Consider the following 15,162-nt stretch of genomic DNA (forward strand, 5'->3'; position numbering starts at 1 on the left):
TTGTTAGAGGTATACACATGTCCACTACCCTGTTCAGCCTGGCCTTCGGCGTCGGCACTCAAAACCGTCAAGGCGCATGGCTGGAAGTGTTCTACGCCGCCCCGGTACTCAAGCCATCGGCTGAAGTCCTCGCCGCTATCGCACCGATCCTGGGCTACACCGAAGGCAATCAGGCCATCGCGTTCAGCACCGCCCAGGCCTCGCAACTGGCAGAAGCGCTGAAAAGCGTCGACGCTGCCCAGGCTGCCCTGCTGACCCGCCTGGCCGAGAGCCACAAGCCGCTGGTTGCCACCTTGCTGACCGAAGACGCCCAGCTGTCGTCCACCCCTGAGGCCTACCTCAAGCTGCACCTGCTGAGCCATCGCCTGGTCAAGCCGCACGGCCTGAACCTGGCCGGCATCTTCCCGCTGCTGCCAAACGTGGCCTGGACCAGCCAGGGCGCGATCGACCTGAGCGAACTGGCCGAACTGCAACTCGAAGCCCGCCTGCGCGGCGAGCTGCTGGAAGTGTTCTCGGTGGACAAGTTCCCGAAAATGACCGACTACGTGGTTCCGGCCGGCGTGCGTATCGCTGACGCTGCGCGCCTGCGCTTGGGCGCTTACGTGGGCGAAGGTACCACCGTGATGCACGAAGGCTTCATCAACTTCAACGCCGGCACCGAAGGCCCGGGCATGATCGAAGGCCGCGTATCCGCTGGCGTATTCGTCGGCAAGGGTTCGGACCTGGGCGGCGGCTGCTCGACCATGGGCACCCTGTCGGGCGGCGGCAACATCGTGATCAAGGTTGGCGAAGGCTGCCTGATCGGCGCCAACGCCGGTATCGGTATCCCGTTGGGCGACCGCAACACCGTCGAGTCGGGCCTGTACGTGACCGCTGGTACCAAAGTGGCGCTGCTGGACGAGAACAATCAGCTGGTCAAAGTGGTCAAGGCCCGTGAACTGGCTGGCCAGCCGGACCTGCTGTTCCGTCGCAATTCGGAGACCGGTGCCGTGGAATGCAAAACCCACAAATCGGCCATCGAACTGAACGAAGCGCTGCACGCTCACAACTAAGCGTTACACGATCACCTGTGTAGGAGCGAGCTTGCTCGCGAAAAACGTAAGGGCAACGCGGTTATTCAGATAATGCGCGTTTTCGTTCACGTCCATCGCGAGCAAGCTCGCTCCTACAGGGGTCTGGCGTACGCCCGCCCATGTTCACCAGGGCCGAACAACATGATGATTCTCTCTCCATGGCGTGCCGATTTTCCGGCCATCGCCGCCCTGCAACGGCAAGACCAGACCTATCTGGACAACGCCGCCACCACGCAAAAACCTCAAGCCCTGCTGGATGCCCTGGCGCACTACTACGCCAACGGCGCGGCCAACGTGCATCGGGCGCAGCATTTGCCCGGCGCCCACGCCACCCAGGCGTTCGAGGACAGCCGCCGCAAAGTCGCACAATGGCTCAATGCTGGTGATTGCGGGCAGATCATCTTTACCCACGGCGCGACGTCCGCGCTGAATCTCCTGGCCTACGGCCTGGAACATCTTTTCAATCCGGGCGACGAGATTGTCATCAGCGCCCTGGAGCATCACGCCAACCTGCTGCCCTGGCAGCAACTGGTGCACCGTCGCGACCTGAAACTGGTGATCCTGCCGCTGGATGCCGACGGCGTGATCGACCTTGAAGCCGCCGCCGGTTTGATCGGCCCACGCACGCGTCTGCTGGCCGTCAGTCAACTGTCCAACGTGATTGGTGCGTGGCAGCCGCTGCCTGAATTACTGGCACTGGCCAAGGCGCACAACGCCCTGACCGTGATCGACGGCGCCCAGGGCGTGGTCCATGGCCGTCACGACGTGCAAGCGTTGGGCTGCGATTTTTACGTGTTCTCCAGCCACAAACTCTACGGCCCCGATGGCCTGGGCGTGCTGTTCGGGCGCAATACAGCACTGCAACAGCTGCGTCCCTGGCAGTTCGGCGGCGAAATGGTGCTCGATGCCAATTACCACGACGCACGCTTTCGCCCGGCACCGTTGGGTTTCGAAGCCGGGACGCCGCCGATTGCCAGTGTGATCGGCCTGGGAGCGACCCTGGATTACCTCGCCGGGCTCGATCAGAACGCCGTGTCCGCCCATGAAGCGGCGCTGCATGCCTGCCTGCTCAAGGGCCTTGAGGCGCGCAATGGCATTCGCCTGTTGGGCAAACCACAAGTGGCACTGGCCAGTTTCACCGTCGAAGGTGTGCATAACTCCGATCTTGCGCATTTGCTGACTGAACAAGGGATCGCGGTGCGTGCCGGCCATCACTGCGCGATGCCGCTGCTCAAACGCTTTGAGCTGGCCGGAGCGATTCGGGTGTCGTTGGCGCTGTACAACGACTCCGAAGACCTGGAGCGGTTCTTTGAAGCCCTGGATCAGGCGCTGGAGTTATTGCGATGAACCTGCCTGCTGATGCTGTGACGGCACTGGACACCTTTCACAAAGCGGCCGGCTGGGAACAGCGCGCACGCCTGTTGATGCAATGGGGCGAGCGCCTGCCGGCCTTGAGTGATGCGCAGATGTGTGATGCAAACCGGGTGCATGGCTGTGAAAGCCAGGTGTGGCTGGTGGGCGAATTGCGCGATGGCCACTGGCAATTCAGCGCCAACAGTGATGCACGGTTGATTCGCGGGTTGGTGGCGTTGCTGCTGGCGCGGGTCAACGGCTTGTCCGCAGCCGAGTTGCAGCAGGTGGATTTGCCGGACTGGTTCAATCAGTTGGGGCTGGGGCGGCAGTTGTCCGAGTCTCGTAGCAATGGCTTGAATGCGGTGCTTCAGCGGATGCGGGAGTTGGCTCAATAAAGGGGCTGCTTCGCAGCCCATCGCGAGCAGGCTCGCTCCTACAGGGGAACGCATTCCAATGTGGGAGCGAGCCTGCTCGCGATGGGGCCATCAGCCTTACAGATCAGACCTGCGGTTTGACCCGCTCCGCCGGCCGCCGCACACCCGCCACAATCTTGTCCACAGCCTTGGTCGCTGCGACCATGCCAAACGTCGCCGTCACCATCATCACCGCGCCAAACCCGCCGGCACAGTCGAGCTTCACCCCATCACCGACAAAACTCTTCTGCAGGCAAATGCTGCCATCCGGTTTCGGGTAGCGCAGTTGCTCGGTGGAAAACACGCACGGCACGCTGTAGTGGCGGGTCACGGTGCGTGAGAAGCCGTAGTCGCGGCGCAGCGTAGAACGCACTTTCGACGCCAACGGATCGTTGAACGTGCGATTGAGGTCGCAGACCTGGATCAACGTCGGGTCAATCTGCCCGCCCGCGCCGCCGGTGGTGATGATCTGGATCTTGCGGCGCTTGCACCAGGCGATCAGCGCGGCCTTGGCGTTGACGCTGTCGATGCAGTCGATCACGCAGTCGATGTTCGGCGTGATGTACTCGGCCATGGTGTCGCGGGTAACGAAGTCCGGCACCGCGTGCACCGTACAGTCCGGGTTGATCCCGCGCAGACGCTCGGCCATCACCTCGACCTTGGGCTTGCCCACCGTGCTGTCCAGCGCGTGCAACTGGCGGTTGGCGTTGCTGACGCAGACGTCATCGAGGTCGAACAACGAAATCTCGCCCACACCACAACGAGCCATGGCTTCCGCCGCCCAGGAACCGACGCCACCGACGCCGACGATCGCCACATGGGCCGCTTTCAGGCGCTCAAGGCCTTCGATGCCATACAAACGGGCGATGCCAGCAAACCGCGGATCTTCTGTACTCATGACCATTACCCCAAAAACCGGCGCGCATTATAGGGCTGTCGGCGCCCAAGAGCATCATTGCGCTATGAACGGGCAACATCCACGAAAACCACGTCGAACAAAGATTTGCCTTACACGCTCTAACGAAAGAACTTAAACCGACTTGGATTGCCCAATGTCCGGCAATTCCCTGTCCGCTGTACGACCAGAGAATGCCCGGTGTAGGATGCGCGCCCCTTGGCGACCGCCAACCGTTCCTTCGTTCCACAGTCTTTGGAACCCGAAATAACTATGTCATCGCGTAAATTTGGACTCAACCTGGTCGTGGTGCTCGCCATCGCTGCCTTGTTTACCGGCTTCTGGGCGCTGATCAACCGCCCGGTCACCGCCCCCAACTGGCCTGAACAGATCTCCGGCTTCTCGTACTCGCCATTCCAGCAGGGCCAGTTCCCGCAGAAAGACCAGTATCCGACCGACGATCAAATGCGTCGCGACCTGGAGATCATGAGCAAGCTGACGGACAACATCCGCATCTACTCGGTCGATGGCACCCTGCAAAACATCCCGAAACTGGCGGAAGAGTTCGGCTTGCGAGTGACCCTGGGGATCTGGATCAGCCCGGACCAGGAGCGCAACGAACGGGAAATTACCCGCGCCATTGAAATCGCCAACTCCTCGCGCAGCGTGGTTCGTGTGGTAGTCGGCAACGAAGCGATTTTCCGCAAGGAAATCACCGCCGCCGAACTCAGCGTGTTGCTCGACCGTGTGCGTGCCGCCGTCAAAGTACCGGTCACCACGTCCGAACAGTGGCACGTCTGGGAAGAGCACCCCGAACTGGCCAAGCACGTCGACCTGATCGCCGCGCACGTCCTCCCGTATTGGGAATTTATCCCGGTGGACAAGGCACAGCAGTTCGTTCTGGACCGTGCCCGCGACCTGAAAAAAATGTTCCCGAAAAAGCCGCTGCTGCTGTCCGAAGTGGGCTGGCCGAGCAACGGCCGCATGCGCGGTGGCGCCGACGCCTCACCGGCAGACCAGGCGATCTACCTGCGAACCCTGGTCAACAAGCTCAACCGCCAGGGCTTCAACTACTTCGTGATCGAAGCGTTTGACCAGCCGTGGAAAGCCAGCGACGAAGGTTCCGTCGGCGCCTACTGGGGCGTGTTCAACGCCGCGCGCCAGCAGAAGTTCAACTTCGAAGGCCCGGTGGTCGCGATTCCGCAATGGCGCGTGTTGGCCATTGGTTCGGTGGTATTGGCGCTGTTGTCGCTGACCCTGCTGATGATCGACGGATCGGCCCTGCGCCAGCGCGGTCGCACCTTCCTGACCTTCATTGCGTTCCTGTGCGGTTCGGTGCTGGTGTGGATCGGTTACGACTACAGCCAGCAATACAGCACCTGGTTCAGCCTGACCGTGGGCTTCTTGCTCGCCCTCGGTGCGCTCGGGGTGTTTATCGTGCTGCTGACCGAAGCCCATGAACTGGCCGAAGCGGTGTGGGTGCACAAGCGCCGGCGCGAGTTCCTGCCGGTGGAAGGCGACTCCAGCTACCGCCCGAAAGTGTCGATTCACGTGCCCTGCTACAACGAACCGCCGGAGATGGTCAAACAGACCCTCAACGCCCTGGCCAACCTCGACTATCCGGACTTCGAAGTCCTGATCATCGACAACAACACCAAGGACCCGGCGGTCTGGGAACCGGTGCGCGATTATTGCGAAACCCTCGGCCCGCGCTTCAAGTTCTTCCACGTGGCACCGCTGGCCGGCTTCAAGGGCGGCGCGCTGAACTACCTGATCCCGCACACCGCCAAAGATGCCGAAGTGATCGCGGTGATCGACTCCGATTACTGCGTGCACCCGAACTGGCTCAAGCACATGGTGCCGCACTTCGCCGACCCGAAAATCGCCGTGGTGCAGTCGCCGCAGGATTACCGCGACCAGAACGAAAGCACCTTCAAGAAGCTCTGCTACGCGGAATACAAAGGCTTCTTCCACATCGGAATGGTCACTCGCAACGACCGCGACGCGATCATCCAGCACGGCACCATGACCATGACCCGTCGCTCGGTGCTCGAAGAACTGGGTTGGGCCGACTGGTGCATCTGTGAAGATGCCGAGCTTGGCCTGCGGGTATTCGAGAAAGGCCTGTCGGCGGCGTATTACCACACCAGCTATGGCAAGGGCCTGATGCCCGATACCTTCATCGACTTCAAGAAGCAGCGTTTCCGCTGGGCCTACGGTGCGATCCAGATCATCAAGCGTCACACCGCCAGCCTGCTGCGCGGCAAGGACACCGAGCTGACCCGTGGCCAGCGCTACCACTTCCTCGCGGGCTGGTTGCCGTGGGTGGCAGACGGCATGAACATCTTCTTCACCGTCGGCGCGCTGTTGTGGTCGGCGGCGATGATCATCGTGCCGCAACGGGTCGATCCGCCGCTGCTGATCTTCGCAATCCCACCATTGGCGCTGTTCGTGTTCAAGGTCGCCAAGATCATCTTCCTCTACCGTCGTGCGGTTGGAGTGAATCTGAAGGATGCCTTCTGCGCGGCGCTGGCCGGTCTGGCGTTGTCCCACACCATCGCCAAAGCGGTGCTGTACGGCTTCTTCACCAGCAGCATTCCGTTCTTCCGTACACCGAAGAATGCCGACAACCACGGCTTCTGGGTGGCGATTTCGGAAGCCCGGGAAGAGATGTTCATCATGCTGCTGTTGTGGGGCGCTGCCTTGGGGATCTTCCTGGTGAACGGCATGCCGAGCAACGACATGCGTTTCTGGGTGACCATGTTGCTGGTGCAGTCGTTGCCATACTTGGCGGCGCTGATCATGGCGTTCCTGTCGTCGCTGCCGAAACCGACCGCCGAGCCTGAAACGGCACCTGTCGTCTAAATCTGCGCGGATGCACTAAACGGCGGCCAATGGCCGCCGTTTTGCTTTAAGATAAGCGCCATTTTGCGGGGCTTGGCTTAAGGGCCAGACCCAATACCTGTGGGAGCGAGCCTGCTCGCGATGAGGCCGTCACATTCAACCATTATGTTGACAGTGACATTGCTATCGCGAGCAGGCTCGCTCCCACATTTACAGCTTTCGGAGTTCTCCATGACGGCCCACGCCGACCTTTCGCCGACCCTCCAACTCGCCATCGACCTGATCCGCCGTCCGTCCGTGACGCCGATCGACGCCGATTGCCAGAAGCAGATGATGCAGCGCCTGGGCGATGCCGGTTTCACCCTGGAACCGATGCGCATCGAGGATGTGGATAACTTCTGGGCCACCCACGGCCAGGAAGACGGTCCGGTGCTGTGCTTCGCCGGCCACACCGACGTGGTCCCGACCGGCCCGGTGGCGGCCTGGCAGATCGAACCGTTCAACGCGCTGATCGACGAACACGGCATGCTCTGCGGCCGTGGCGCCGCCGACATGAAAGGCAGCCTCGCCGCCATGACCGTCGCCTCCGAGCGTTTTGTCGCCGACTACCCGAATCACAAGGGCAAAGTCGCCTTCCTGATCACCAGCGACGAAGAAGGCCCGGCGCACCACGGCACCAAGGCAGTGGTTGAACGCCTCGCCGCGCGCAAGGAGCGTCTGGACTGGTGCATCGTCGGCGAACCGTCGAGCACCACCCTGGTCGGTGACGTGGTCAAGAACGGCCGTCGCGGCTCCCTCGGCGCCAAGCTGACCGTACGCGGCATTCAAGGTCACGTGGCTTACCCGCACCTGGCGAAGAACCCGATCCACCTCGCTGCCCCGGCCCTGGCCGAACTGGCCGCCGAGCACTGGGACCACGGTAACGATTTCTTCCCGCCGACCAGTTTCCAGATCTCCAACGTCAATTCCGGCACCGGTGCGACCAACGTGATCCCGGGTGACCTGGTGGCGGTGTTCAACTTCCGCTTCTCCACCGAATCGACGGTCGAAGGTCTGCAAAAGCGCGTCGCCGACATCCTCGACAAGCACGGCCTGGACTGGCACATCGACTGGGCGCTGTCCGGCCTGCCGTTCCTCACCGAACCGGGCGCGCTGCTCGATGCGGTGTCGGCGAGCATCAAGGACATCACCGGTCGCGAAACAAAAGCGTCCACCAGCGGTGGTACCTCCGATGGCCGCTTCATCGCGACCATGGGTACCCAAGTGGTTGAACTGGGCCCGGTCAACGCGACCATCCACCAGGTCAACGAACGCGTGCTGGCCGCCGATCTCGACGTGCTGACCGAGATCTACTACCAGACCCTGATCAAGTTGCTCGCCTGATGCTTGCGTGCCCGATCTGCAGTGAGCCGCTGAACGCGGTGGACAACGGCGTGGCCTGCCCCGCCGGGCATCGTTTCGACCGTGCGCGCCAGGGTTACTTGAACCTGTTGCCGGTGCAGCACAAGAACAGCCGCGACCCTGGGGATAACCAGGCAATGGTCGAAGCCCGCCGCGACTTCCTGAACGCCGGGCACTACGCCCCGGTGGCCAAGCGTCTGGCGGAGCTGGCGGCCGGCTACGCACCACAGCACTGGCTGGACATCGGTTGTGGTGAGGGTTACTACACCGCGCAAATCGCCGAGGCCCTGCCAGATGCCGAAGGTTATGCCCTGGACATCTCCCGCGAAGCGGTCAAACGCGCCTGCAAACGCAACCCGCAGCTCACCTGGTTGATCGCCAGCATGGCGCGGGTGCCGTTGGCCTCCGGCAGTTGCCAGTTCCTGGCCAGTGTCTTCAGCCCGCTGGATTGGGAAGAAGCCAAACGCCTGCTCAGTGTTGGCGGCGGCCTGATGAAAGTCGGGCCGACCAGCGGCCACCTGATGGAATTGCGTGAGCGGCTGTACGACGAAGTCCGCGAGTACATTGACGACAAGCATCTGGACCTGGTGCCGGAAGGCATGGCACTGGCGCACAGCGAGACGCTGACGTTCAAGCTGACGCTGGACAAGCCGCAGGACCGCGCCAACCTGCTTGCGATGACGCCCCACGGCTGGCGTGCCAGTGCCGAGCGTCGTGCGGCGGTGATCGAGCAGACCGAGCCGTTCGAGACCACCGTGTCAATGCGCTACGATTATTTCGTTCTTCAATAACCTTTTGGTTTCGGGCGAGTGCCCGAGACCGGCTAAATCCGCGAATGGATTTTTCAGACCCGCAGTGAGGACATCCATGCGCCAACCCGATATCGAGATTTACCTGAAAGACGCCGACGTCGACCACAAGGCCATTTCCGCCTGGCTCGGCGCGGCATTGGGCCCGTGCACGGATTGGGTCCAGAAGGGCCAGACCTACAAGTGCAAGGCCGGCAACGTGCCGGTGACCTGGCTGCCAAAAGCCGTCGGCAAGTGGAACAGCCTGTACCTGGAAAGCGACCAGACCCCGTGGGACGACGACATCGCCTGCGCCCGCGCCGCGTTTGCCGCTCTGAACGTGGAAGTGCGTTGCGCACCGGGCACCTGGGTCGAGGAAGAAGGTGAAGAGACGGCGGACCGCTGGATTCGCATCAGCGCCGATGGTGAAGAAGAGATCACCTGGAAAACCGCGTAAAAGCCTACACACCGAACCTGTGGGAGCGAGCTTGCTCGCGATGAGGCCCTTTCAGTCAACTTCCATGTTGAATGTCAGTCCGCTATCGCGAGCAAGCTCGCTCCTACAGTGTTTTTGGGTGTTCTGAAGATTTGGTTTACAGACCTACAACATCCTCAGCCTGCAACCCCTTTTGCCCTTCCACCACCGCGTATTCAACCTGCTGGCCTTCGGTCAGCGAACGGTGGCCTTCACCGCGAATCGCGCGGTAGTGCACGAACACGTCCACCCCGTCCTCGCGCTGAATGAAGCCGTAGCCCTTGGCGTCGTTGAACCACTTCACATTACCGGTTTCGCGTGTTGCCATTTGTTCATACTCCCTTTTTATTATTGGTCGGGCTTTTCGCAGGAAAGCCTCGGGAACGTCAGCCTGCGCATACCGGTCCCATGAGGGCAACGGCGACAGAGCACCGAGTATATGACAGACGTTAAAACTCTCAACAGGAGTTTACTTCGCCGCTTTTTTGCCGATTTTAAGCGAATCCGGCACACTATCGGCCGCCCAAGCAATTGCTTGGTTTTATTCACTCACGCAGAAGCCGTATGACCCGCTCCCCGTTCCGCCGTCTTGTGTTTGGCACCCTGCGCCGACTGTTGTACCTCTGGGTTCGCTCCGAGACGATCAACCAGTCGTCGTTCACCCTCAACCTCGACCGCAGTCGTCCGGTGTTCTACGTCCTGCAAAACCCTTCGCTGACCGACCTCGCCGTGGTCGACACCGAGTGCAGCAAGGCTGGCCTGCCACGCCCGGTGCTGCCGGTATCGGTGGGCAACCTGCTGGAACCTGCCGCGTTCTTCTACCTGACGCCGGACCCGGACTGGCTCGGCCGCCAGGACAAGCGCGGTGCACCGCCGACACTGACCCGCCTGGTCAGCGCCCTGAGCCAGAACGCCGCCGAAGACGCACAGATCATTCCGGTCAGCGTGTTCTGGGGCCAATCGCCGGACAGCGAAAACAGCCCATGGAAACTCCTGTTCGCCGACAGCTGGGCCGTTACCGGGCGCCTGCGTCGCTTGCTGAGCATCATTGTGCTGGGACGCAAGACCCGCGTGCAGTTCTCCGCGCCGATCCACCTGCGCGAACTGATCGAGCACGACAAGGGTCACGAGCGCACCGTGCGCATGGCCCAGCGCATCCTGCGGGTGCACTTTCGCAACCTGAAGGCCGCAGTGATCGGCCCGGACATTTCCCACCGCCGCAACCTGGTCAAGGGCCTGCTCAACCAGCCACAGGTCAAACAAGCAATCCTCGACGAAGCCGAGCGCGAGAACATCTCGCCGGAGAAAGCCAAAGCCCAGGCGCTGCGCTACGGCAACGAAATCGCCTCGGACTACACCTACACTGCGATCCGTTTTATGGAAGTGGTGCTGAGCTGGTTCTGGAACAAGATCTACGACGGCATCAAGGTCAACCACATCGAAGGCGTGCAGAAGGTCGCCCAGGGTCACGAAGTGATCTACGTACCGTGCCACCGCAGCCACATCGACTATCTGCTGCTGTCCTATCTACTGTTTCGCAACGGCCTGACCCCGCCGCACGTTGCCGCAGGCATCAACCTGAACATGCCGGTGATCGGCGGCCTGCTGCGTCGCGGCGGTGCCTTCTTCATGCGCCGCACGTTCAAGGGCAACCCGCTCTACACCTCGGTGTTCAACGAATACCTGCATACCCTGTTCACCAAGGGCTTTCCGGTGGAGTACTTCGTCGAAGGCGGCCGCTCACGCACCGGGCGCATGCTGCAACCGAAGACCGGGATGCTGGCGATCACCCTGCGCAGCTTCCTGCGTTCGTCGCGCATGCCGATCGTGTTCGTGCCGGTATACATCGGCTACGAGCGCGTATTGGAAGGTCGAACCTATCTTGGCGAGTTGCGTGGTGCGGCCAAGAAAAAAGAGTCGATCTTCGATATTTTCAAAGTGATTGGTGCGCTCAAGCAGCGCTTTGGCCAGGTGGCGGTGAACTTCGGCGAGCCGATCAAGCTGGCGGAATTCCTCGACGGCGAACAGCCGGACTGGCGCCAACAGGAACTCGGTCCGCAGTTCAGACCGGCCTGGCTCAACGAAACCACCAACCGTCTTGGCGAAAAAGTCGCCCGGCATCTGAACGAAGCGGCGGCGATCAACCCGGTCAACCTGGTGGCACTGGCGCTGCTGTCGACCACCCGCCTGGCGCTGGATGACCGGGCCATGGCGCGGGTGCTGGACCTGTACCTGGCGCTGCTGCGCAAGGTCCCGTACTCGCCGCACACCACCTTGCCGGAAGGCGATGGCCGGGCGCTGATCGAGCATGTGAAAGACATGGACCTGCTGTCCGAGCAGAGCGATGCGTTGGGCAAGATTCTCTATCTGGACGAACAGAACGCCGTCCTGATGACCTACTACCGCAACAACGTGCTGCACATCTTCGCGCTGCCGGCGTTGCTCGCGAGCTTCTTCCAGAGCACCTCGCGCATGAGCCGCGAACAGATCCTGCGCTACACCCGCGCGCTGTACCCGTACCTGCAAGCGGAACTGTTCATTCGCTGGTCGCTGGACGAACTGGATGCGGTGATCGATCAGTGGCTGGAGGCGTTCGTCGAGCAAGGCCTGCTGCGTTTCGAGAATGACCTGTACCTGCGCCCGGCGCCGAGCTCGCGGCATTTCGTGCTGCTGACCCTGCTGTCGAAAAGCATCGCCCAGACGTTGCAGCGCTTCTACATGACCGTGTCCCTGCTGCTCAACAGTGGCCAGAACAGCATCAGCGCCGAAGAACTGGAGGACTTGTGCACGGTCATGGCCCAGCGCCTGTCGATCCTGCATGGCCTGAACGCCCCGGAATTCTTCGACAAGAGCCTGTTCCGCCACTTCATCCAGACGATGCTCGACCTCGACGTGCTCAAGCGCGATGAAGCGGGCAAGCTGAGCTATCACGAACTGCTCGGTGAACTGGCCGAAGGCGCGGCCAAACGTGTCTTGCCGGCGGAGATTCGTTTGTCGATTCGTCAGGTGGCGTTGCATCGCAGTGAAGATGCCGCCGACCAACCCACTCCACCGGTCGAAACCGTCTAGATTGATCAGGGCGCCAGTCGGTTCTGGCGCCCTCGATACGGAGATCTTTCAATGAAAAAACTGCCCCTGATCGTAGCCGCCTTGCTGTTGACTGCCTGCCAGCATCCGACACCGGCGCCCAAGGCCTCCCTCGATGGAGAAGTCTTCTACCTGCAACGCATCGCCCTGCCACCGACGGCGGTCCTGAGCATCAGCCTGCAGGACATTTCACTCGCCGATGCCCCGGCGAAGGTCATCGACGAACAACGCGGCCAGGTCAAAGGCCAGGTGCCTCTGGCCTTCCACCTCAGCTACGACCCGCTGAAGGTAGAGCCCAACCACCGATACTCGGTGAGCGCGCGCATCGAAGTCGATGGCAAACTGATGTTCATCACCACCGAGAATCATGCCGTGCGCCTGGACGGCTCCGATCCACAACCACTGAAGGTCCGTGTCGATCCGGCCCGCTAAGTGTCTTTTTCGAAAAAGGAAGTTGTTATGCTCCGCCCTACCCTTCGCTTTGCCGGCCTGTGTGCAGGTTTGATGATCTCCGCCAGCGCCCTGGCGCTGTCCCTCAGTGACCTGTCGCAGAAAGACGCCACTGGCGGACTCAAGGACGCGCTGACCCAAGGCGCGCAACTGGCCGTGAAACAACTTGGCACCCCGGGGGGGTTCAGCAACAACCCCGACGTGAAAATCGAACTGCCCGGCAAACTGGGCAAGGTCGCGAGCAAAATGAAACAGTTCGGCATGGGTGACCAGGTCGATGAACTGGAAGCCAGCATGAACAAAGCGGCGGAAACTGCCGTGACCCAGGCCCAGCCCATCCTTGTCGATGCCGTGAAGAAAATGACCGTGGAAGATGCCAAGGGCATCCTCAGCGGCGGCAACGACTCGGCCACCCAATACCTGAACAAGACCAGCCGCGAACAGATCCGCGCCAAGTTCCTGCCCATCGTCAAGCAGGCCACCGACAAGGTTGGCCTGGCCCAACAGTACAACTCGTTCGCCGGGCAAGCGGCGACCATGGGCGTAGTAGATGCGAAAAATGCCAACGTCGAAAACTACGTCACCGAGCAGGCGCTGAATGGCTTGTTCGAGATGATCGGCAAACAGGAAGAAACCATCCGCCAGAACCCGGCGGCTGCGGCGACCAGTTTGGCGAAGAAGGTGTTTGGTACGCTCTAAGCCGCGACACAAAACCTGTGGGAGCAGACTTGCTCCCACAAAGGTTCAAGCCGCTGATACGGGTCTTAGAAAGAACACCCACTCGCACCCCATCTTGCGCTTCTCGAACAACTTCAACGCGACCAGCCCATTTAGCGTGGCTGACGCCGTGTTGTAGGAACAACCCAGATTCTCCTTCACGTTGACCACCGTGAACTCCTTGGCCATCCCGCTTCTGGCCACTTGAAACAACGCCCGCTGTTTCTCGGTGAGTTGGTCGAGAAAACCACTTTCACGTAGCCAGCAATCAAATTGCTGCGCATCGTCCAGACTTTTCCGATACGTCCCGGTAAAACTGCCCACAGCCCGCAATACCACCGAACACTGGAAATCGATGAAGTAGGTCAGATCCAGGTCATCGGCCTCGGTATTCAAATACGACCGCCCGTACTTCAACGGCGCATTGCGCAACAAAACACTGATGGCGATGTAGCGAAACGCCGAGTAGTCATTTTTGAACATGAACCAGTAAAACAACGCGCGCGCTACCCGACCGTTGCCGTCGCGAAATGGATGCTCGTAACCCAGGACAAAATGCAGCGCGATGGCTTTGATCAGTGGATGAAGATAGTCCGCTTGATGAGGGTTGTTGTGGGGTTGATTGATCCACTTCGCCAGCACCTGCAAACGTGACACGAGCCCTGTTGCAGGCGGCGGCGAATGCACGGTGTTGCCCTCGCCATCCTGGACGACGACGTCATCGTTGGTCCTGAACGCTCCAGGCGAGTACTGCGAATCGTCGATGCCCTCGACGCCAACCCGATGCATGGCTGCAATCAGCTCAATGCTCAGTGGCTCGTAACGCTGCTCCCAGGCGAAATTCATCATCTTGAAGTTACCGATGACCATTCGCTCATCCGGTGTGCGCGGCGAGCGATGGCGCTTAAGCATGTCCTTGGCCACCCGCGTCGTGGTGGCCGCACCTTCGAGCTGGCTACTGCTGATAGCCTCGTCTTCGATCAGATCATTGAGCAAATAGCTGAAATGAGCACGCTCGCCGATCTGGCCGGTCATGTATTCCAGCACTGCGGTTGTCGCCTGACGATCCACTACGGAAATGGCTTTTTGCGCCTGCGGCGTCAGCATGAATTTCAGCCAGCACGCCGGTTCACCCAATGGCAAAAGGTTCGAATACTGTGCAGTCCGCGCTTTCTTGACCAAGGCCCAGCACAGCTTCGAATCCAGCCCAGGCGCCCAGCGGTAGCGCAATGAATCGAACGGCAGGTAACGCCCCTGATCGTCCAGAGGCTTGAGCAAAGCGAGGTATTGCGAAAGACGTTCCTTGTGAGGCGATCGCAACAGCCGATCAAACACCGGATCGGACCGGCCCCTCAAAGTGGGTGGATTTTTCATGGTGCTGTCTCAAACATGCGTGAAACCGGGCACTGAGTACAACACCTGAGCTTTTTAGCCTCAATATCAGACGGGTCCGAGATAGATGTAGGAACAATGAATGCCCGCTGGTTGGTACAGGTTCTTGCAGTCACGGTTGCTGAAATGGCAGCGACGGTTTTGACTGATAAGCCGTCATCGCAAGCAGGCTCGCTCCCACACTTTGAATTGAGCACGGTCAGGAAAATCAGGCCGGCCGGTAGGCCGCCATCGCAGGCAAACCAGCTCCCACAGGTGCTGAGTACATCTGCAA

13 protein-coding genes are annotated in these 15,162 nt (G+C 60.8%); 10 read left to right on the forward strand and 3 right to left on the reverse strand.

Annotated features, from left to right (window positions below; translation table 11 throughout):
• The first annotated feature begins 17 nt into the window (after window positions 1-17).
• The 3 genes from dapD (at window position 18) to KGA96_RS05255 (ending at window position 2,821) form a co-directional block, all read left to right on the forward strand.
• Window positions 18-1,052: a 2,3,4,5-tetrahydropyridine-2,6-dicarboxylate N-succinyltransferase gene (dapD, locus tag KGA96_RS05245; protein WP_046041111.1), complete on the forward strand. Its 1,035-nt coding sequence runs from the start codon at window positions 18-20 to the stop codon at window positions 1,050-1,052.
• Between the two features lie 162 nt (window positions 1,053-1,214).
• Window positions 1,215-2,420, forward strand: coding sequence for an aminotransferase class V-fold PLP-dependent enzyme (locus KGA96_RS05250; RefSeq protein ID WP_046041109.1), 1,206 nt, complete (start codon window positions 1,215-1,217; stop codon window positions 2,418-2,420).
• Window positions 2,417-2,821, forward strand: coding sequence for a SufE family protein (locus KGA96_RS05255; protein ID WP_223511908.1), 405 nt, complete (start codon window positions 2,417-2,419; stop codon window positions 2,819-2,821). Before KGA96_RS05250 ends, KGA96_RS05255 begins: the two co-directional genes overlap by 4 nt.
• 103 nt (window positions 2,822-2,924) lie before the next feature.
• Here the strand turns inward: KGA96_RS05255 and tcdA are convergent, their stop codons facing one another.
• Complete coding sequence (tcdA, locus tag KGA96_RS05260; RefSeq protein ID WP_046041104.1) at window positions 2,925-3,743, reverse strand: tRNA cyclic N6-threonylcarbamoyladenosine(37) synthase TcdA; 819 nt, start codon at window positions 3,741-3,743, stop codon at window positions 2,925-2,927.
• A gap of 264 nt (window positions 3,744-4,007) precedes the next feature.
• Here tcdA and KGA96_RS05265 point away from each other — a divergent pair, with 264 nt between their 5' ends.
• The 4 genes from KGA96_RS05265 to KGA96_RS05280 all read left to right on the forward strand — a co-directional run bounded on the left by KGA96_RS05265 (window position 4,008) and on the right by KGA96_RS05280 (window position 9,224).
• On the forward strand, window positions 4,008-6,599 hold the full coding sequence (locus KGA96_RS05265) for a glycosyltransferase (protein WP_223511910.1): 2,592 nt from the start codon (window positions 4,008-4,010) through the stop codon (window positions 6,597-6,599).
• A 210-nt stretch (window positions 6,600-6,809) separates the two neighbouring features.
• Entirely contained in the window at window positions 6,810-7,961 is a 1,152-nt protein-coding gene (gene dapE, locus KGA96_RS05270) for a succinyl-diaminopimelate desuccinylase (RefSeq protein WP_046041102.1), read from the forward strand.
• Window positions 7,961-8,770 carry a putative RNA methyltransferase gene (locus tag KGA96_RS05275; protein WP_046041101.1) on the forward strand — a complete coding sequence of 270 codons (810 nt, stop codon included), beginning with the start codon at window positions 7,961-7,963 and terminating at the stop codon, window positions 8,768-8,770. The genes dapE and KGA96_RS05275 overlap by 1 nt, the downstream gene beginning before the upstream one ends.
• Before the next feature lie 76 nt (window positions 8,771-8,846).
• On the forward strand, window positions 8,847-9,224 hold the full coding sequence (locus KGA96_RS05280) for a hypothetical protein (protein WP_046041100.1): 378 nt from the start codon (window positions 8,847-8,849) through the stop codon (window positions 9,222-9,224).
• Between the two features lie 136 nt (window positions 9,225-9,360).
• Here the strand turns inward: KGA96_RS05280 and KGA96_RS05285 are convergent, their stop codons facing one another.
• The gene (locus KGA96_RS05285; protein WP_007954750.1) at window positions 9,361-9,570 is read right to left on the reverse strand and encodes a cold shock domain-containing protein; all 210 of its coding nucleotides are present in this window, start codon (window positions 9,568-9,570) and stop codon (window positions 9,361-9,363) included.
• A 236-nt stretch (window positions 9,571-9,806) separates the two neighbouring features.
• Here KGA96_RS05285 and plsB point away from each other — a divergent pair, with 236 nt between their 5' ends.
• From plsB to KGA96_RS05300, 3 genes are read left to right on the forward strand one after another with little or no spacing between them, the layout of a single operon-like run.
• Window positions 9,807-12,311: a glycerol-3-phosphate 1-O-acyltransferase PlsB gene (plsB, locus tag KGA96_RS05290; RefSeq protein ID WP_046041098.1), complete on the forward strand. Its 2,505-nt coding sequence runs from the start codon at window positions 9,807-9,809 to the stop codon at window positions 12,309-12,311.
• A 51-nt stretch (window positions 12,312-12,362) separates the two neighbouring features.
• Window positions 12,363-12,761, forward strand: a complete 399-nt coding sequence (locus KGA96_RS05295) for a YbaY family lipoprotein (protein ID WP_046041096.1) — start codon at window positions 12,363-12,365, stop codon at window positions 12,759-12,761.
• A 27-nt stretch (window positions 12,762-12,788) separates the two neighbouring features.
• Window positions 12,789-13,478 (forward strand): DUF4197 domain-containing protein, encoded by a 690-nt coding sequence (locus tag KGA96_RS05300; protein ID WP_007990313.1) that lies wholly within the window; start codon window positions 12,789-12,791, stop codon window positions 13,476-13,478.
• 45 nt (window positions 13,479-13,523) lie between these two features.
• Here KGA96_RS05300 and KGA96_RS05305 read toward each other — a convergent pair whose 3' ends face one another.
• A complete protein-coding gene (locus KGA96_RS05305) occupies window positions 13,524-14,870 on the reverse strand; it encodes a Fic family protein (protein WP_046041095.1) in 1,347 nt (448 codons plus the stop codon).
• Window positions 14,871-15,162 lie beyond the last annotated feature (292 nt).

The organism is Pseudomonas sp. GL-R-26 (genome assembly GCF_019947365.1).
Classification (GTDB): Bacteria; Pseudomonadota; Gammaproteobacteria; order Pseudomonadales; family Pseudomonadaceae; genus Aquipseudomonas.